The sequence below is a fragment of the Myxococcus virescens genome (genome assembly GCF_900101905.1).
Classification (GTDB): Bacteria; Myxococcota; Myxococcia; order Myxococcales; family Myxococcaceae; genus Myxococcus; species Myxococcus virescens.
In genome coordinates, this window is sequence record NZ_FNAJ01000003.1 from 422,826 (window position 1) to 441,621 (window position 18,796).

Genomic DNA, 18,796 nt, shown 5'->3' on the forward strand with positions numbered 1-18,796 from the left:
GGCGGTTCGGCCTGCTCGTCACCAGGGCCCCGCGTCCGCTTCCTGTCCCACGGCCTGAGTCACCTTGCGTCCCCGCCCTCCTCCTGGAGCGGCCGCCCGGGGCGCACACAGTCTGGAACGTTCATGAGCGAAAACCCCGATAACCGCGACCCACGTGATGCCCCCCCTGTTCCCGCCGCCCGCGCCGTGGCGCCGCCCGAGCCGGACGATGACGGTGGCGACGAGGGCGACGACGAGGGGCCCGACGATGGTGACTCCAGCGCGGGGGGCGCACAGGGTGGCGCCCCCGGGCAGCCCGGCCAGGCCACCGGCCGCCGCCGCCGCCGTCGCCGCCGCCGCCGTGGCGCGCAGGTCCTCTTCACCCCGGATGGCCAGGCCTACCGGATGCAGCCGGGGCCGGACGGCCAGCAGGTCCAGGTCTTCCTCACGCCGCAGGAGCTGGAGCAGTACCGCCAGCGGCAGGCGCAGCAACAACAGCAACAGCAGCAACCACCGCAGCCGGCGCACGGCGGCGGGGGCCAGCAGCACGCGCGCCACGCGCAGCACGGGGGCGGCGGCCAGCAGGCCTCGCAGCAAGCGAACCTGTCGCCGGTGGAGGGCGTGCTGGACACGGAGGCCAAGGGCCCCAACGCCTTCCTGCGCCAGCTCAAGCGCAACCTGCTGGCGGCGCCGGATGACCCGGAGCTGCCCAAGAATCTGGTCCAGAAGCTGCGGCTGCGGCAGGGCCAGTACATCACCGCCTTCGCGCAGATGCGGGGCCACAAGGGCGTCATCCAGAAGGTGGACACGGTGGACGGCCGGCCGCTCGAGGGCGCGCCGCGGCTGCCGCACTTCGCGGACCTGACGTCGGTGGACCCCACCGAGCGGCTCAAGCTGGAGAACGGTCACAAGGAGATGGTGACCCGGGTGCTGGACCTCATCTCCCCCATTGGCAAGGGACAGCGCGCGCTCATCGTCGCCCCGCCCAAGACGGGCAAGACGATCATGCTCCAGCGCATCGCCCAGGCCATCCTCTCCAACCACCCGGAGTGCCACGTCATGGTGGTGCTCATCGACGAGCGTCCGGAAGAAGTGACGGACATGCGGCGGAGCATCAAGGCGGAGGTGCTGGCCTCCAGCTCCGACCGCCCCACCGCGGACCACCTCAAGGTGGCGGAGCTGGCCCTGGAGCGCGCGCGCCGGCTGGTGGAGTCGGGCAAGGACGTGGTCATCCTCCTGGACTCGATTACGCGTCTGGCCCGCGCCTTCAACAAGGAGGTCGACAACTCCGGCCGCACCATGTCCGGCGGCGTGGACAGCCGCGCCCTGGAGCGCCCCAAGCGCATCTTCGGCGCCGCCCGCGCGACGGAGGAGGCCGGCTCGCTGACCATCATCGGCACGGCGCTCATCGACACCGGCAGCCGCATGGACGAGGTCATCTTCGAGGAGTTCAAGGGAACGGGTAACTCCGAGGTCACTTTGGACCGGCTCTTGGCGGAGAAGCGCGTCTTCCCGGCCGTCAACATCGCCCAGTCCGGCACGCGCAAGGAGGAGAAGCTCTTCACCCTGCGCGAGTACGAGAAGGTGAAGAAGCTGCGGCAGATGCTCTTCTCCGTGAAGCCGGTGGAGGCCATGGAGGCGCTCGTGAAGCGGCTGTCCCGCTACACGTACAACGACGAGTTCCTCGACGAGCTGTAGTCCCCCGCTTCGGGAGTGGTACGGCGGGCCCGGGTGTGCGTTAAGGTGGCGGCATGATTCAAGGCTCGGGCCGCTGCCACTACCACCCGGAGCGCGCCGGCCTCGGCGTCTGCGTGGAGTGCCGGCGTGTCATCTGCCGGGAATGCACCACGCAGTTCGAGGGCATCAACCGCTGCGCCAGCTGCCTGGACCAGCGCCTCAAGGCGCTGGAGGGCCCGGGTGAGCGCCGCGAGTGGTCGGCGGGCAACGTGGTGCTGGCGCTGATGAGCCTGGCGCTCGTCTTTGGCGGCATCCTCCTGCTGGCCCAAGTGGCGGCGAGCTAGCCCATGGCCGTCTCCGCGCTCGAACTCCGCCCGCGCAACGCGGTGGCCTTGATGGACGCCGCGCTGCGCCTGTGTACCCGCAACGCGGGCGTCTGGGCCCTCACCCTGCCCGGCGGCGCGGCCGTGGTGGCCGCCATGTTGTACCTGGCGGAGTCGGTGCGCATGGGCTGGCCGCTCGTGGTGCCTTCGCTGCTGCTGACGCTGGCGTGGTTCCTCCGGGGCCTGGGCCAGGGCGCGACGTGCCATTACGTGCAGGAGCTGCTGCTGGGCACCCAGGGCGAGCCTTCCGCGTGGGCCTCGCTCAAGGCCGCGCTGGGCCGGATGCCCGCGCTCTTCATCGCCGTGGCGTACCTGCTGGGCCTCAACACCCTGGTGGTGATGGTGACGGGAGGCCTCGGCTACCTCCTGCTGCAGTCCCATGGGGTGGGCTACGCGGCGGTGATGCAGGGGCGAGGCAGCCCGCTGAAGCTCTACGGCACGTGCTCACGGCTGCTGGGACCGGCGCGCGGCACCGCGCTGTGGGTTCGCGTCCTGATGTCCGTGCAGGTGCTGGCCTTCTTCAACCTGCACATCGCCTTCAACTTCCTGCTGTTCCTGGGGCGCAAGCTGGTGGGCGTGGACCTGACGTTCGCGGAGCGCTTCGCCTCGCTGGACAACGGCCAGTGGCTGATCTTCCTCGCGGTGACGACGTTCGCCCTCTTCGAGCCGGTGCGCGCCGCGACGGCCACGCTGCTGCTGGTGGACGGGCGCGTGCGTCAGGAAGGGCTCGACCTGCTGGCCAGCGTCCAGCAGCTTCCGTCCCGGGATTTGGGGCGTCCGCTGCCTCCGCCGGGCGCGACACGTGGCGCGGCGATGCTGGCGGTGGTGCTGGGCCTGGGCCTGCTGACGGCGGCGCCGGCCCATGCCCAGGACACCGAGGACGCGAAGCCCCTGGCCCCCGCCGAGGCGCTGCGGCGGCTGGGCGAGGTTACGGAGGCGTGTGAGGCCTCGACGGATGAGGACACCGCGGGCCTGTACGCGCCCCTGGAGTCCCTGGGGCCCGCCGAAGCCGTGAAGCTGGACCGCTTCGTCCGCCGCGTGGAGCGGCAGGCCTTCGACGAGGAGGACTGCGACAAGGCCCGCGCCACGCTGACGCAGGGGCTCACCACGATGGGCGCCACCGTGGACGCCCAGGCCCGGGCGGATGCACGCGCCGCCGCCGCGCGGGCGAAGGACATCCTGGCCCGGCCCGAGTTCGCGGAGGCCGCGCCCAAGGCGGAGAAGGACGCCCCCGAGCCCGCGGTCCCACCCGAGACGCCGGGCTGGTGGCAGCGCTTCATCGACTGGCTGGGGGCGCAGTTGAAGAAGCTGTTCGAGCGGGAGCCGGCGGAACCGCGGCAGGAGACGGGACAGCCATTCCTCACTGGCGCCAGCCTGGCCAACGTGCTGGTGGTGGTGCTGGTGACGCTCACCCTCGCGGTGCTGGGCGTGGTGCTGCTGCGGGCGCTGAACCGCGACAAGCGCCGCGCGGGCGCCGAAGGTGTGCAGGTGTCCACGGTGGACGCGTCCACGCTGGCGGGGGACGCCCACCACGCGCTGTCACGCCCTCCCGAGGGCTGGGCCCACCTGGCGGACGAACTGGCGGCGCGGGGGGCCTACCGCGAAGCGGTGCGCAGCCTCTACCTGGCGCTGCTGTCCCGGCTCCACCGCGACGGCGCCATCCTCTATGACGAGACGCTGAGCAACTGGGACTACCTGTCTCAGTTCCGGGGCCGCGCGGAATGGAAGGCCCCCTTCCGAGAGCTGACGCGGCGCTTCGACTTCGCCTGGTACGGCAACCTGCCGGTGGGCGTGGATGGCTACCGCGAGTTCCGCGCGCTCACCGAGCCCCTGCTGGCCGCGCCGGCGCGCCCGGAGGTGGCCGGTGCGTGACCGTTTCCCGCTGCTGGTGGTGGGGGGCCTGCTGCTCACCGCGGTGCTGACCACCTTCCTGGTCCGAGGCGCCCGGCGCAACACGTTCGCGGACACGCTGTCCACGTACCGCGCGCAGGAGGACGGCGCGCGGGCCCTGTTCCTGCTGGCCCAGGAGAGCGGCTTGCCGGTGACGCGCCGCATGGCGGACCTGCGCATCGTGTCCGGACTGGGCACGCCGGTGCTGCTGGCGGTGGAGGTGTCCGGCGCCTACGAGCACGACCCGGACCAGACGGCGCTGGCCGCCGAGCCCGACGCGGGCCTGGCCGACGAACACGTCCCCCGCACCGGCTTCAACGCCTTCCGCGCGGCCGAACTGGACGATGATGAAACCGAGCAACTGCTGAAGCACGTGCGCGAGGGCGGCAGCGCCATCTACGTGCCGTGGGGCTCGCGGGAGAACCCGGTGCTGCAAGCCTTGGACGTGAAGCTCTTCAAGGCCGACACCACCCTCCCCATGCGCACGCTGGTGCCGCCCCAGCCCACGCCGTACACGCTGGGCGTGGAGCGCGTGGAGGCGAAGGTCCAGGCCTACCTGGAGCTGCCGCAGACGGCCGTTCCCGTCCTGGAGGATGAACGGCTGGGCATGTTCGTGGCGGCGGTGGTGCCGTACGGGCAGGGCCGCGTACTGGTGGTGGGCGCCCCGGAGCTGGCGATGAACCAGGCCCTGGCGCGCGCGGACAACGCGCAGTTCTGGCTCAGCGCCCTGGCGTCAATCGGCCCCGGCCCCATCGAATTCGATGAGTTCCACCACGGCTTCACCAACGAGCGCTCGGTGGTGGACTTCGCGCGCCGCTACGGCCTGCACTTCGCCGTGTTGCAGCTGCTGCTCGGCGTGGCGCTGTGGTCGGTGTCGCTCAAGCGCTTCGGCCGGCCGCGGCCTCCGCCCGAGTCCTCGCGCGTGGGCGCCACCGACGCGCTCTTCGCCATGGGCCGGCTCTATCGCGAGGGCCGGCACCACGGCTTCTCCGCCCAGCTCATCCTCCGGGGCCTCACCCAGGACCTGGCCCTGCACGCGGGCCTGCCCGCGCATGCGTCCGCGGACGCGGTGACCCACGGCCTGCGCGAGCGTGGCCGCGCGGACCTGGCCCAGGGGCTCGAGGCGCTCACCACGGACAGCCGCGCGGTGACGCGCGACACGGACCTCCAGCAGCTCGCAGAGCGCGCGGCGCGGCTGCGACAACGCCTTCATTCCGCCGGCGCCGCCCGGCCCAGCCCTCCCGAAACGACATGAACGACACCCTGTCCGCCCCCTCCCCCGCCCCGGCTGGTAACGCCGTGCAGGCCGCCCACGCCATCCGCGAGGCCGTGCTGTCCGAGGTGCGCAAGGCCGTGGTCGGCCAGGACGAGGCCCTGGAGCTGATGCTCTGTGGCCTCATCGCCGGCGGCCACATCCTGCTGGAAGGCGTGCCCGGCGTGGCCAAGACGTTGATGGCCAAGGCCCTGTCGCGCAGCATCGGCGCGGAGTTCAAGCGCATCCAGTTCACCCCGGACCTGATGCCCGCGGACATCCTGGGCACCAGCGTGTTCGACCTGAAGACGCAGGGCTTCACGCTGGTGCGCGGCCCCATCTTCACGGACCTGCTGCTGGCGGACGAAATCAACCGCGCCCCGGCGAAGACGCAGTCCGCGCTGCTGGAGGCCATGCAGGAGCGCTCGGTGTCCATGGAGGGCCGCGTGCTGCCGCTGTCCCCGCTCTTCACCGTGTTCGCCACGCAGAACCCCGTGGAGTCCGAGGGCACCTATCCGCTGCCCGAGGCGCAGCTCGACCGCTTCCTGCTGAAAATCGAGGTGGGCTACCCCGCGCCGGAGGAGGAGGACGCGATTCTGGCCTCCGTGCACCGGGGCTTCGATTCGGGGGACCTGCAACGCGCGGGCGTCAATGCCGCGGTGACGAAGGACGGGCTGCTGGCCGCGCGCGGCGCGCTGAATGAAGTGACGGTGGAGCCGCCGGTGCTGGCCTACGTCCGCAAGCTGGTGGCGGCCACGCGCGCCTCCAGCCGCATTCGTTTGGGAGCCGGGCCTCGCGCGGGCGTGCACCTGCTGCTGGCGGCCAAGGCCCTGGCGGCGCTGCGCGGGCGCGGCTTCGTCACCCCGGACGACGTGCGCTTCCTGGCGGCGCCCGTGCTGAAGCACCGCCTGCTGCTGTCGCCGGACGCGGAGCTGGATGGGGCCACGCCAACGGACGTGCTGCGCGAGGTGGTGCGCGGCGTCGAGGTCCCCCGGTGATTCCCACCCCGCGCCTCTGGGTGCTGCTGGCGCTGCTCGCGCTGCCGATGATGCTGGCGGGCTTCAGCCCCGGCATTGGCGGCGCCGTGCTCGCGCTGGACGCGCTGGTGCTGGCGCTGGCGGTGTTCGACGTGCTCACCGCGCGGAGGGCCCGGCTGGAGGTCCACCGGGTGCTGCCGGCGCGGCTCAACGTGGGTGTGGCCAACAAGGTGGTGGTGCGGCTGATTCACCGGAGCGGCGGCGCCGTCCAGGTGCGCGTCCGGGACGACGTGCCGGACGGCTTCGCCGCCACGCCCGACGAGGCCCCGCTGCACCTGCCCGCGCGGAGCGAGTCGCGCTGGGTGTACCGGGTGACGCCCGTGAAGCGCGGCCGCTTCCAGTTTGGAGACGTGCACGTCCGCGTGCGCGGGCCGCTGGGGCTGGTGTCCCACGAGCGCGTGTTTCCCGCGGCGCAGGACATCGCCGTGTACCCGGACCTGCGCGGCGCCAACCGGCTGCTGCTTTCGGGCGCGGCGCTGGACCTGGTCAACCTGGGCCTGAGGCAGCTGCGGCGCGACGGGCGTGGCAGCGAGTTCGCCCGCCTGCGCGACTACGCCCAGGGCGACAGCGTGCGGGACGTGGACTGGAAGGCCACCGCGCGACGTGGGCGGCCGGTGACGCGCGTGCTGGAGTCGGAGCGCTCGCAGTCCATCCTCATCTGCGTGGACGCGGGCCGCTCCATGGCCGCGCAGGTGGACGGCCTCACCAAGCTGGACCACGCGGTGAACGCGGCCCTCTTCCTGGCCTTCGTGGCCGTGCGCAACGGCGACCGCGTGGGGCTGGCCGTCTTCGCGGATGGCGTGAAGGCCTACCTGCCGCCCGCGGCCGGACGCACGCAGTACCGGAAGATTGTCGACACGCTCTACGGCACCACGCCCAGCCTCACGTACGTGGACTACCTGGCCCTCTTCAAGGAGCTGAACCTCCGCCTCACGCGCCGCAGCCTGCTGTGTGTCTTCACCGACTTCCTGGACGAGGAGCAGGCCTCCACCATGGTGGCCCCGCTGCACCGCCTGGCGCGACGCCATGTCCCCCTGTGCTTGTCGGTGAAGGACACCGCGCTCCAGAAGCTGCTGCGCACGCCGCCTCCCAGCCCGGAAGAGGCCTTCCAGCACGCGGTGGCCTCCGAGCTGCTCACCGACCGCGAAGTGCTCAAGGCGCGGGTGAGCCAGGGCGGCGTGCAGATGCTCGACGTGCAGCCGGACGAGCTGAGTCTGGCCGCCGTCAACCGCTACCTGGACATCAAGGCGCGCGGCGTGCTGTAGCCTCCGGGGCCACGTCCGGCGCCGGGGCGGGCAGCGGCAACCACCCCATGAAGCGGGTGTCCGGGACGTTGCCCCGCACGCGGTGCAGCACCTGCTTGAAGAGGGCGTAGACGCGGAAGAAGCGCTCCAGGCCCGCGCGCTCGGCGTCCGTCAGGGGCGCGGCGGCGCACACCACCTTCGGGTCCCCCCGCCCCGCGTCGACGAAGCCGATGACGCCCACCACCGGCACGCGCAGCCGCTGGCCCAGCGCCAGCCGGGGCCCCATCACGACGGCGTCCAGCGGGTCGCCTTCATCCGACGCAAGGCCCGGGATGCTCCCGTAGTTGTACGGGCACGGCAGCGGCGACACGAAGTCCACGGCCCCGTCCGCGCGGCGCTTCACGAAGGAGAAGCGCGGGCACTCGATGAGGACCTCCGGCTCACTCGGAAGCGGAGGCAGCCACAAGCGCTCATCCATGGGCGGACTCAGCGCCGCCGTCTGGCGCCGCGCGGCCCCCACGCAGCCAGTCCGACAGCAGGTACGCGTACACGCCCGCGCCCACCGTCAACGCGAAGGACACCTTGAACGCCACCGACAGCTTGGGCGGATGAATCTGGGACACCGTGCCCTCGATGAAGCCCGCGAGCACGAACAGGACGAGCGTGCCGAACAGCAGCCGCACCGCCGTCACCGCCTCCTGTCGCACCGCCTGTCCACGGGGCAGTCCTCGTGGGGCCACCATGCCTCGCGCAATCACCAATCCCGCCGCGCCCGCGATGCAGATGGCGGTGATTTCCGGAATGCCGTGCGGAAGAATCCACGCCCAGAACCAGCCCGCCATTCCCTTGGCCGCATAGACTTGCGCGAGCGCGCCCAGGAACAGGCCGTTGACGAAGAGCATGATGGCCGTGCCCAGGCCCACGGTGATTCCCAGCGCGAAGGCCAGGAAGGCCACCTGGATGTTGTGGGTGAAGAGGTAGGTGGTGAACTGGGCTTGGTCTCCCACCGACATGCCGTCACCCGCGGCCTCGTCGGCCGCGCGTTCGACGGGGTCCAGGTTCAGGTGCTCGGCGGGGACCAGATAGTGCGCCGCGTCGGGGTCCACCATCATCCCCACGTAGCCGAAGCCCACGCCCGCCAGCAGCAGCAGCAACGACGCCACGTACATCCGCCACTCGCGCCGCATCAGCGCGGGGAAGCCCCGGGCCACGAAGCCCCACACGTCCGCCAGGCGCGGACGCCGGCCCGGGTAGGTCAGCGCGTACGCCCGCCCCACCAGATCGTTGAGGTAGGCGTTCACGTCCGCCGAGCCACTGCGCGCGCGAACCCACAGCAAGTCACTGGAGACGGCGCGATACAGCCGGCCCAGCGTCCTGGCGTCCTCCAGGCTCAGCTCGCGCAGGCCGTGGGATTCGGACCGGTCCAGCAGCGACTCCAGTTGCTCCCAGCGCGGCTTGCGGGACTCGATGAACTCCGCCATCTCCATGGGCCGGCACTCTACCCCAGTGACGTGGCGGCCCACCCTGCCCTCCGATGAAGCTTTGTGGGAAAACGCGGGACCATGACGTGTCGGATGGCGTTCCTGGGATGGCTGCTCGCCCTGCTGTCGGGATGCACGAGCATGCGCGCCCAGTGTCCCCTGGAGGGAGGCCGCCCCTGGGTGGAGGTGCGCAGCCCCCACTTCACCGTCCGCACCAACCTGGACACGGAGACGGCCGAGGAAGCGGCCCAGGAGCTGGAGCTGCTCCGCGAAGGGCTGCTGCAAGCCTGGGGCGGCAGCTTCGACCCGCAGGGCACGGTGGACATCATCGTCCTCCACAACCGCAGCGCGCTGGAGGAGTTCACCAACATCCGCATCGAAGGCTTCTCCACCCACACCGAGGATGGCCCGCTGCTGGTGCTGGCGGGGCACGCCTACGCGCTGAGCGAAGCCACCGCGGACATCACCACCCAGGCCCACGAGCTGACGCACTACCTCTCCGAGCTCGCGCTCGTCCGCCAGCCACGCTGGCTCTCCGAAGGACTGGCCAGCTACCTGGAGACCATCGCGCTCAGGCCGGAGCGGCGCGAGGTCATCCTCGGGCACATCCACGGGGCCTTCTACAACCAGGTGCAGCGGCACGGCTGGCGCACGCTCGACGAGCTCTGGGAGTGGGACAGCAAGGGGCTGCTCGGTACCGCCGAGTCGCGGCAGTACTACGCGTCCTCCTGGCTGTGGGTGCACTTCTTCATCAGCCGGCACGGCGCGCGCTTCGAGGACTTCCAGAAGCGCCTCATGCAGGGCGAGGCCCCCCGCCAAGCCTTCGAGGCCGCCTTCCGCGGCGAGGAGGACCTGGCTGGCGAGCTGAATGGCTACGTGCGCCGCCCTGGGCACATGAATTACCGCACCATCACCGCGCCGTTGGCGCCCGTGACGAGCCCGCTGCAAACGCGCCCCATGCGCGCGGCCGAGGTCCACGCCATCCGCGCCCAGCTGTTCCTGATGACACCGGGCGCGTCCCCCATGGAGGAGCGGCTGCCCCACATCGAACGGGAGATGGCGGAGGCCACGCGCGAGGAGCCCGGCAACGTGGACGCCATGCTGCTGCGCATCCGCTCCACGGAGGATCCGTTCCGCAGGCTCGCCCTGGCGCGGGAGCTGGTGGAGCACCACCCCGACAGCGGGCACGCGTGGAACGCCATGGCACAGGCGCTGGACGCCGCGGGCAATACGTCCGAGGAGCAGGAGGCCGCGAGGCTCCGCGCGGTGGAGCTGCTGCCCGGCAGCGTCAGCGCGCAGAACGGACTGGCCGGCTACTACGCGCGCACGGCCCAGCCGGAGAAGGGCTTGACGGCGGCGCAGCGGGCCCTGTCGCTGGCGCCAGGGAACGCGTCGGTGTTGGACACGTGGTCCACCCTCCTGTTCCAGCTCGGTCGCTGCCCGGAGGCGCTGGACGCCCAGCAGCTCGCGGTGGACATGCTCCACGAAGGCACGCCGCAGCGGCTGCGGCGGACCGTGCATGACACGCTGGCCCGCTATCAGGCCGTGTGCGGACCCGATGCCCCTCCCGCCGCGGCGCCCCCGCCCACGGCGGTGCCTGCCCTGGAAACGCCGTGAGCCCCTGGCCCCGCTGAAACGACGAAGCGCCGGAAGGGCCCAGGTGGGCTCCTCCGGCGCTTCAGGGGTCCGCCAGAAGCAGGACGGCGAGGACTACTTCAGCAGCTTCTCCAGCGGCTTCTTCTCGCTGCTCGCCTGGTCCTTGGTCCAGTCCACCACCGGCGTCTGCCACGCCATGCCCGTCTCGGTGGGCTCGGGGGCCAGCTTCTCGAACTCGAAGCCGTCACCGCCGAAGTAGAGGTACTCCACCGTGGCGACCGTGTACTCCTTGTTCGGGTCCAGGGCCTTGCCCTTGGCGTCCTTGAACTTGCCCTTGCCCGCGGCCGTGAAGCCGGAGACGAGCGCGTTCGGGTTGGCCAGCTGCCGGGCCAGGTCCTCGCCCTTCAGCTTCACGACGAGGAGCGAGTTCTCGAAGGGCATCACCGAGTAGATGCTGCCGCGAGTCACCGGACCGGCGGGCAGGTCGCCGCGGATGCCGCCGCTGTTGAGGACGGCCGCGTCCGTGCCGAGCACGTTGCGCACCGCGCCCGCCACCCACTTCGCCATCTGGGGTGACGCGTGGGGGATGCCGGCCTTGGAGAAGCCGATCTGCTGGCCCAGCACCTCGTCCAGCTGCGTCTTCCACTTGCCCACCAGCTGCGCCGTCTCCGCGTCCGGCGCGCCGCCCGACACCTCGACGACCTTGGTCTCCAGGCCGGTCAGCTTCTCACCCGCGGGCTTCGCCGGGTCGAAGGTGACGTGCGCGCGCAGGTACTTGCCGAAGCCACGGTCCAACGACACGAAGCTGGTCGCGCCGTCCTTCAGCTCGACGGGCTGCGCGCAGCGGCCACCGGCCACCAGCGCCACCTTCCACTCCGGGTGCTTCGCCACCGCGGGCTGCAGGTCAGTGACGCACTCGTCGGCGAGCACCACGACCACGTCCGCGCCGGCCTTGCGGGCCTCCGGAATGGCGGTGGTGAGCGCCTCCTCATAGCCCGTCACTTCCAGGCCATCCGCGCGGCCGGGCATGGCGGTGCGGACCGTCTTCTCGGACGCCAGGCCCACCACGCCAATCTTGAGGCCGCGGCGCTCGAAAATCTGGAACGCCGGCATGGACAGGTCGCCCGCCAGCGCCGGGTCCTTCACCTTGAGGTTGGCGGCGAGGAACGGGAAGCCACCCGCGCCGCGGTTCTTGAGGAAGGCCTCCTTGCCGAAGGCCAGCTCATGGTTGCCCAGGGCGGAGGCGGCGTAGCCCATGCGGCCCATGACCTCGGCCGTGGGCGTACCCAGGAAGAAGGAGGAGATGGCCGGGCCGTTCCAGTGGTCACCCGTGGCGAGCGCCAGCGTGCTGGCGTCCGCGCACGTAGGCTGGCCCTCCTTCACGGGGCCGGGACAGTGCTTCTCATCGGCCATCCAGCGGCCGAGCAGCTCCGCCGCGCCGCCCTTGCCCTCGGAGGGCTGGAGCTGACCGAACGCGCCCCCCGTCACGAGCAGCGTGACTTCGGAAGGAGCAACGGGAGCCTTGGCTTCCGGCGCGGCGGCCGGAGGAGGAGTGGGATTGCTCTTCTCGCAGCCGGCGACGGCACCGAGGGCGAGGACCAGCACGCCGGACAGCGGCTGGCGGAAGGGACGAGGACGTAGGGGGTTCGCGCTCACAGGTGCGCCTTTAGCACAACTCGGCTCGTGCTACGCTGAGACACGTGGCAGACAGCGACACGCGGCACGGCGGTTCCTCACCCGAAGGCAAGGTTCACAAGCACACAGAGCAGGGGTTTGCCGGCCAGGGCGAAGCCCGAGCGCGCGAGTTCTGGGGAGAGGTGAGCGCGGGTGCGCGTCACTTCTCCCGGACAGACCGGAAACCGCCCGAAGGGCGCCTGCGCCAGTTCTTCTACGGCATGAGCCTGCCGTTCCACATCGGTGGAGCGCTGCTGGGCGACCCGGTCGCACGCAAACAGTACATTCGTGTCGGGTTTCTTCAATCCATGGCAGCTCTGGCATTGGCCTTGAGTTGCATGACTTCCGGAACTGAAGCGGCGGAAAGCGCGAGCAAGCGGGAGTCCCGAGCCGAAGCACGCGCCAAGGCGGCGGGGATTCAAAAAGTCGCCGAGGCCCTCGTCGACCAGCACGTCGAGAAGGAGGCGGCTGCTGCCACCCGGCGTGCGAAAGAGGTTGAAGCGCAGACCATCCAACGGCTCCGAGAAATCGACGCGCAGGTTGCCCGGCGCAAGCAGGCCGCCGCGCAGCACGCTGGCGAGGGGACGCCCTCAGGTCCCGAAGCGCAGCCTGAGACCGCGGCCGTGGTCCCCTCCCCGCCGGGAGCGGGCGACACGGCTGGCGCCCCCCCGAGCCCCTCCTCCGCCCTCTCGGACGACGAGTCCCCCGAGAACGCCCCCACCGGAGAGGCAGCGGACGTCGCGAGAGCCACTCCGGACGCCCAGAAGCCCTCCCCCATCCCGGCGGACACGCCCGATGCGAGGCTGGAGCAGCGCATCCGGGACGTGGAGGCCGCGGCCCAGGGGGCCGATGCGGGCACGTCCCTGGCGGAGGCCATCATCGCGTTGGTGGTGGAGGCCACGAAGGACCTGGAGTCGGAGGCCCCGGCGTCCTCCGCCAAGGAGCGCACCGACGCCACGGAGGATGTCCCCCACACCGCCGAGGACACCCAGGCGCCTGCTCACGAAAAGAGCGCCTGGATGGTGAAGGGCCTCTCCGTGTGGGGCCTGGCCTTCTGGGCGGCGCTGTTCGCCGCGCTGCAGTTGGCGCAGTGGGTGGTCATCGCCCTGTCGCGGGACTACCACGACGCCATCTCCCGCAAGGCCAGCCTGCTCACGGGGCTGGAGCCAGAGGACGAAGAGTTCCCGCCGCGCGTGCGCCTCAACGTGGCGTGGCTGCGCAAGAAGGTGAAGCGACGCTGGCGGGCCTTCCTGCTGCTCATGGTGGGCGTGCCGGCGCTGGTGCTGATCACCCTCCCGTTCATGTGCGCCTCCCGCTTCATCTTCACCGCCCTGTTCACCGCCTGGGGCGCGTGGTGGTGGGTGGTCTTCACCGCCGCCAAGAGCGCGCGGGCCTGGGAGCCAACCGCGGGGCCCACGCGGCCGCCCTGGTTCCTGCGGGGATGGACGGTGCTCACCACGCGCGTGCCGGGCTTTCGGTGGGGCTCGCTTCAGCGGTACGGCGCGTCCTGGGGACGGCGCACGGAGGAGGTCTTCGCGCCCATCTCCAGCACGGAGCGCCACCCCTGGGTGTTCGCCGGGCTGGCGGTGGTCCGATTCCTGGGCTCATTTCCTCCGATGAAGTTCTTCGTCCGGCCGCTCATCCCCGTCGCCTCCGCGCACCTGCTGGAGGAGGACGTGGCCGCGGCCAGGAAGGCGCTCGCCGCCGGTGCGAACGCCTCGCCGCCCGAAGCCGAGGTGCCCCGCCCCGCCGACGTGTGGTGACGGGAGGGACGTCCCCGCCCCGCTCGGCTCAGGAGTCGTCGCGCGAGCGGTCGTCGTTTCCATCCGGCGCCGGCCCATCCGGCAGCGGCGGCGCCAGGGGGCCCAGCGGCGCCGTCATCTCCAGCCGCTCGCCCGTCTCGCGCGAGTCCGGCAGGTCGATGAGCGCCTGGAGCTGCAGGCTCACCGCGCGGAAGAAGCCCGTCAGCAGCTCCGGCCGGTCCGCGAGCAAATCCAAGAAGTCACGCCGGTCGATGATGAGCACCCGCGTGTCCACCGCGGCCACCATGTCCGTGGGACGCGGTGCGCCGTCGAGCAGGCTCACCTCCCCGAAGGCCTGTTTGCCCTGGAAGCGCAGCACGTGCTCGCCGTCGTGGAAGGCATCCACGGCGCCGTCGACGATGACGTAGAGCGCGTCGCCCGGGTCGCCCTGGGCGTAGATGCGCTCTCCCGCGCGGAACGACGCCTCGCGGGCCACGGCGGCGATGGCGGCGATGTCATCCACGTCGCACTGGGAGAAGACACTCACTCCTTCCAGCGCGAACATCCGCTGGACTGTCCTGTCGCTCATGTCACCTTCCTGTGGGAGCACGTGCAGCCCGTTCACCCACGCCACATGGCGGGCACACGCGCGCAGCACGCCGTCTTCGCTCTGGACCAGCGCCGCCAGCCGCCGCCACAACCGGCCGGGCGCGCCGGGTGGAAGCTCGCGGTGGTGCGCCTCCACCTGCTCCATCACCAGCTCCCGGTCCTCTTCGTCAACCAGGTTCTCCAACAGCTCCAGCGCCAACGCGCGACGGCGCAGGTCCGGCCCCACCAGGTTGTAGTGGATGCCGCGCATCACGTGCGACGGATGGAGCAGCCCCAGGAGGAAGAAGGACAACTCCAACGCCTGGTCCATCCGGTCGCCCACCGCGCGCGTGAGCAGCGAGCCATCCCCCAGCGCCGCGCGCAGGTCGCGGAAGGCGCCCACCAGGTTGCGGTAGACCTCCCGACGCCGGCCCAGGGCCTCGCGCACGCGCTCCACGTCCACGGGATGCTCGGGGTGCTCATCGCGCAGGCGCGACATCTGCGCGCCAATCCGGAAGTGCAGGGACGCGTCGTCGCGCACGTTGGAGAACAGCAGCGCGTCCAGCGCCGCCGGTGTTCCGATGCCGCGCAGCACGCGAGGCAGTTGCAGCCGCATCGCCAGCGGCGCCATGCGCTTGTTGAGCTGCTCCTCCACCAGCGGCGTCACCTCGTCACCCAGCGCCACCAGCGCCTCGCGCGCCGCCTTGCGTTCCTCCCGCCAGGTGAGGAACGGCAGCAGCCGGGGCGCCAGCTCCACGTAGCCGCCCTTGCCCACCGCGACCAGGGCCACGTGCCGCACGGAGCCGTCCGCGTCCTCCAGATAGCGCGCCAGCGGCTCCGCGAAGCGTGAGTTCTGGATGCGCCCCAGCAGCCGAGCCACCTCGCGGCGCTCGGGCACCGGTGCGCCCTCGCCGCGCGACAACATCGCCCGCAGCGCGTCCAGCGCCACGGCGCTCCCCGTTGACTTCACCAGCGCGCCAATGGCCGCGCAGCGCAGGCCCACGTCCGGGTGGTTCAGCAGCGCGGGCAGCAAGCGCTCCGCCCGCTCCGGTGACAACCGCGCCAGGGCCCACACGGCCTGGTCCCGAGGCCGACGCGGCCCTTCCTCCACCAACCGCTCCAGCACCGGCGCCAGTTCGTGCGCCTCCAGCTCCAGCGCCAGGGAGACGCCGCGCTCCAGCACACGCTCGTGCGGGTGACGCAGCAGCGCGGGCAGGTGCGGACGCAGCGGCACCTCCGCCTGCTCCATCATCGCCACCGCGCGCAGCACCCGCTCCGGAGAAGGGGCCGCCAGGGCTTCGGCCAGCAGCCGCTGCTCCTCCTCGCCCTCCAGCGCCACGTCCTCTTCTTCGGGCGCCCCCACCTGCTCGCCCAGCGCGGCCACGTACGCGGACTTCAGCCGCACCAGCAGCAGGCCCAGCGCCGCGCACATGCCCACCACCGCCACCGCCATGGTGACGCCGTTGGCCGCGCGTCCCGCGCCAATGAGCAACAGACCGGCCAGCACGACGCCGCCCTTGCGCAGCAGCCCATCCACCGTGGCGCGCAGGCCCTCTCGCTGGTCGTCCGGCACCGCGGTGTAGAGCAACTGGATGCCCACCGGGAGGATGGAGTAGCTCACCGCCGTCTCCACCAGCCGCAGCATGTGCACCGGCCACAAGCTGGGGGTGACGAGCGCCGCGCCCGCCAGCGGCGCCAGGACCAGCGGCACCATCGCCACGTAGCGCAAGAGCCCCAGCCGCTTCAGCAGGCGCTGCGCCACCAGCAGTTGGAAGGCCACGCAGAACAAGCCAATCCAGAGCTGGAGCGAACCGAAGAGCGCCGTCAGCGCATCCTCGCTCAGCGTGCCTTCCAGGCGCAGCCGGAAGAGGTAGTCCACGAACGACGACAGCACCGCGAACGCGATGCCCAGCGCCGCCAGCACCTGGGCGTAGGGGCTCTCCGCCAGATAGCGCAGCCCCAGGAAGGACGCGGGGCGGCCGCGCGGCGGCGTGGGCGGCAGGCCCTTGTACAGGTGGTGGAAGATGGCGCCCGCGGCCAGCAGGCCCACGGCGCCGCTCACCACGATGGCTGGCGTGCCCAGCTTCACCGCCAGGCCCTGCACCAGCAGACCTCCGGCGATGCCTCCGCCCATGGCGAAGCCGTTGAGCGCGGTGAAGGCCCGGCGCGCCTCACGCGCGTCGAAGGCGGCCGCCATGCGGCCCCAGAAGCGGAAGGACACGAACGTGGAGAAGGTGTCCGCGAAGAGGTACAGCGCCAGTGCGGGCATGCGCTGCCCCGCGGACAGGGCCGCCGCCAGCACCAAGGCCACCACGCCGCCCATACCCGTGAGCAGGCCCGGGGACTCGAAGGGCGAGCCCGGCTTGGAGCGCGGCAGCACCGTCATGGCCGCCGTCATCAACGCGCCCAGCAGGTACAGGTACGGCAGCGCCTGGGACTCGAAGCGCGACAGCACCAGGGCGTTGGAAGCCGTCTTCAGCTGCGTCACCCCTGCGATGAGCGCGAACTGAAAGGCTGCCGCCGGCCAAAGGCGGCGGTTCCATGATGAGGAGTCGGAGGGAAGCACGGTGCGAGTGCGCGGCAGACTACCCCACGCCCTCTCGCCCCAAGAATAGCGCTGTCGTGCGAGGTGCCGCCCGCCTGCCCTCCGGGCTGCGGGCAAGTCACTTTCGACACCTTCACCCGACTTCCGCCGCCCCCACTGAAATCGTTGGAGCCGCGATGAATGTGCCTCGAGCCGCCCGCACGTGCGCCGCCGCGGCTAGACTGTGTCGGTGACGACCGCCACCGACACCCTGCTGGACGGCACCCACACGGTGCTCACCCCCGAGTACGTGGAGTTCCGCTTCACGCTCGCGGGCCTGTACTCGCGCTTCCTTGCGTGGATGCTGGACGCCGTCATCGTCACGCTGCTCACCGGCGCCATCCTGACGTCGCTCAGCCTGGTGATGTTCGCCTTCCCGGGCTTCGCCAGCGCGCTGTCCATCGTCATCTACTTCCTGGTGGACTGGGGCTACGCGATAACGCTGGAGACGGTGTGGAGCGGACGCACCGTGGGCAAGCGGGTGATGTCGCTGCGGGTCATCCAGGAGAGCGGCGTGCGCATCGGCTTCTACCACGCGGCGCTGCGCAACCTGGCGCGTCCGGTGGACCGGCTGCCCCTGTTCTACCTGGTGGGAGGGCTCACCGCGCTCGTGTCTGGCTCCCAGCAGCGGCTGGGGGACATGCTGGCGGGAACGCTGGTGGTGCGCGAGCGGCGCCTGAAGGTGCCCTCCGCCCTGGGCATGCCCGGCGACGAAGGGCTGCTGGCGGATCCGCTCTTCGTGTCGCGCGTGAAGCGCCTGTCCAGCGAGGAGCGGGAGGTGGTGCTGACAGCGGCCCTGCGCCGTGAGGAACTGCGCATGGAGGCGCGGCTCCGCCTGTTCGCGGCGCTGGGAGCAAGGCTGCAGGACGTGCTGGCCATGGAGAAGCCACCCCACCTCTCCGACGAGAAGTGGGCGCTGCTGGTGGCCGCGGCCCTGCTACCGCCGAAGGGACAGCCTAGAAGTACGCCGCAGCGCCGGCAGACAGCGTGAGCGTGCGCTGCGTCTTCTCGTTGAGCGCGATGTAGAAGTTGTACTGCGCGCGCGCGCCCACGCTCACCGAGTCCGACACGAAGAAGTCGACGCCGACGTTGGGGCCAATGCCCACGAAGTTGCTGACGCTGTTCTTGAAGACGATGAGGTAGCTCAGGTCCGAGCCCACATAGGGGCGGATGGACTCCTCCATCAGCAGGTACCGGATGCCGATGGACGGCGCCAGGCCCACCACGCGCTTCTCGTTGCGGTCCGTGGTGTCGCGTGGGAACGCAATCTTCGACAGGGAGACCACCTCGAAGCCGTTCTCGATGTAGAGGCTGGCGTCGACGCCCACGAAGAACGCGTCATCCAGGCCGTTCGTCCGGTTGAAGTCCATGTAGCCCAGTGACAAGCCCAGGCTGCGGTTGGCGAACTGGGCATGCGCGGGGCTGGCCGACAGCAGGGCCAGGGTGAAGCCGAGGGTGCAGAGCAGGGTACGCATGGGCCGCCACTCTACCGGCGTAACCCTCGGAAAACAGCCTGGATTCATGCCACTCCGGGCGTTGCCTGGGCGCGGGCGCTCTCCTACACTCGCCCCGCCATGCGTGTCCGCCGACTTGTTGCTGCGCTGTCCCTGGTCTCCGCCCTGCCCTTCGTCGCCTGCGTTCGGACCCCACCGCCTCACGAGCGGGCGCT

Annotated in this window: 15 protein-coding genes; 9 read left to right on the forward strand and 6 right to left on the reverse strand. The window is 71.2% G+C overall.

Annotation, left to right across the window (positions count from 1 at the left end; translation table 11 throughout):
• The first annotated feature begins 123 nt into the window (after positions 1 to 123).
• From rho to BLU09_RS12070, 6 genes are read left to right on the forward strand one after another with little or no spacing between them, the layout of a single operon-like run.
• A complete protein-coding gene (gene rho, locus BLU09_RS12045) occupies positions 124 to 1,677 on the forward strand; it encodes a transcription termination factor Rho (RefSeq protein WP_090489428.1) in 1,554 nt (517 codons plus the stop codon).
• A gap of 53 nt (positions 1,678 to 1,730) precedes the next feature.
• Positions 1,731 to 2,000, forward strand: a complete 270-nt coding sequence (locus tag BLU09_RS12050; protein ID WP_011552550.1) for a hypothetical protein — start codon at positions 1,731 to 1,733, stop codon at positions 1,998 to 2,000.
• Between the two features lie 3 nt (positions 2,001 to 2,003).
• Positions 2,004 to 3,911, forward strand: a complete 1,908-nt coding sequence (locus tag BLU09_RS12055; RefSeq protein ID WP_090489431.1) for a DUF4129 domain-containing protein — start codon at positions 2,004 to 2,006, stop codon at positions 3,909 to 3,911.
• Positions 3,904 to 5,184 carry a DUF4350 domain-containing protein gene (locus tag BLU09_RS12060; protein ID WP_090489433.1) on the forward strand — a complete coding sequence of 427 codons (1,281 nt, stop codon included), beginning with the start codon at positions 3,904 to 3,906 and terminating at the stop codon, positions 5,182 to 5,184. Before BLU09_RS12055 ends, BLU09_RS12060 begins: the two co-directional genes overlap by 8 nt.
• The gene (locus tag BLU09_RS12065) at positions 5,181 to 6,179 is read left to right on the forward strand and encodes an AAA family ATPase (protein ID WP_011552547.1); all 999 of its coding nucleotides are present in this window, start codon (positions 5,181 to 5,183) and stop codon (positions 6,177 to 6,179) included. Before BLU09_RS12060 ends, BLU09_RS12065 begins: the two co-directional genes overlap by 4 nt.
• Positions 6,176 to 7,483, forward strand: a complete 1,308-nt coding sequence (locus tag BLU09_RS12070) for a DUF58 domain-containing protein (RefSeq protein ID WP_020477622.1) — start codon at positions 6,176 to 6,178, stop codon at positions 7,481 to 7,483. Before BLU09_RS12065 ends, BLU09_RS12070 begins: the two co-directional genes overlap by 4 nt.
• Here BLU09_RS12070 and BLU09_RS12075 read toward each other — a convergent pair.
• Positions 7,461 to 7,940: an inorganic diphosphatase gene (locus tag BLU09_RS12075; protein WP_186817720.1), complete on the reverse strand. Its 480-nt coding sequence runs from the start codon at positions 7,938 to 7,940 to the stop codon at positions 7,461 to 7,463. The two genes, BLU09_RS12070 and BLU09_RS12075, sit on opposite strands and share 23 nt — an antisense overlap.
• Positions 7,933 to 8,949 (reverse strand): stage II sporulation protein M, encoded by a 1,017-nt coding sequence (locus BLU09_RS12080; RefSeq protein WP_090489437.1) that lies wholly within the window; start codon positions 8,947 to 8,949, stop codon positions 7,933 to 7,935. Before BLU09_RS12080 ends, BLU09_RS12075 begins: the two co-directional genes overlap by 8 nt.
• Positions 8,950 to 9,036: 87 nt before the next feature.
• Here BLU09_RS12080 and BLU09_RS12085 point away from each other — a divergent pair, with 87 nt between their 5' ends.
• The gene (locus BLU09_RS12085) at positions 9,037 to 10,560 is read left to right on the forward strand and encodes a hypothetical protein (RefSeq protein ID WP_090489439.1); all 1,524 of its coding nucleotides are present in this window, start codon (positions 9,037 to 9,039) and stop codon (positions 10,558 to 10,560) included.
• Between the two features lie 93 nt (positions 10,561 to 10,653).
• Here BLU09_RS12085 and BLU09_RS12090 read toward each other — a convergent pair whose 3' ends face one another.
• Together BLU09_RS12090 and BLU09_RS39350 are read right to left on the reverse strand one after the other, a co-directional pair.
• A complete protein-coding gene (locus tag BLU09_RS12090; protein ID WP_090489440.1) occupies positions 10,654 to 12,195 on the reverse strand; it encodes a bifunctional metallophosphatase/5'-nucleotidase in 1,542 nt (513 codons plus the stop codon).
• A 77-nt stretch (positions 12,196 to 12,272) separates the two neighbouring features.
• Positions 12,273 to 12,785 (reverse strand): hypothetical protein, encoded by a 513-nt coding sequence (locus tag BLU09_RS39350; RefSeq protein WP_244171637.1) that lies wholly within the window; start codon positions 12,783 to 12,785, stop codon positions 12,273 to 12,275.
• Between the two features lie 51 nt (positions 12,786 to 12,836).
• Here BLU09_RS39350 and BLU09_RS12095 point away from each other — a divergent pair, with 51 nt between their 5' ends.
• Positions 12,837 to 13,976, forward strand: a complete 1,140-nt coding sequence (locus tag BLU09_RS12095; protein ID WP_244171638.1) for a hypothetical protein — start codon at positions 12,837 to 12,839, stop codon at positions 13,974 to 13,976.
• Positions 13,977 to 14,004: 28 nt separating this feature from the next.
• On the opposite strand, the gene BLU09_RS12100 is transcribed toward BLU09_RS12095, so the two are convergent.
• Positions 14,005 to 17,109, reverse strand: a complete 3,105-nt coding sequence (locus BLU09_RS12100) for a cyclic nucleotide-binding domain-containing protein (protein WP_090489444.1) — start codon at positions 17,107 to 17,109, stop codon at positions 14,005 to 14,007.
• Positions 17,110 to 17,311: 202 nt separating this feature from the next.
• Here BLU09_RS12100 and BLU09_RS12105 point away from each other — a divergent pair, with 202 nt between their 5' ends.
• Positions 17,312 to 18,118: an RDD family protein gene (locus tag BLU09_RS12105; protein WP_090489445.1), complete on the forward strand. Its 807-nt coding sequence runs from the start codon at positions 17,312 to 17,314 to the stop codon at positions 18,116 to 18,118.
• Here BLU09_RS12105 and BLU09_RS12110 read toward each other — a convergent pair.
• Complete coding sequence (locus BLU09_RS12110; protein ID WP_186817721.1) at positions 18,084 to 18,602, reverse strand: outer membrane beta-barrel protein; 519 nt, start codon at positions 18,600 to 18,602, stop codon at positions 18,084 to 18,086. The genes BLU09_RS12105 and BLU09_RS12110 overlap by 35 nt on opposite strands.
• Between the last annotated feature and the right edge of the window lie 194 nt (positions 18,603 to 18,796).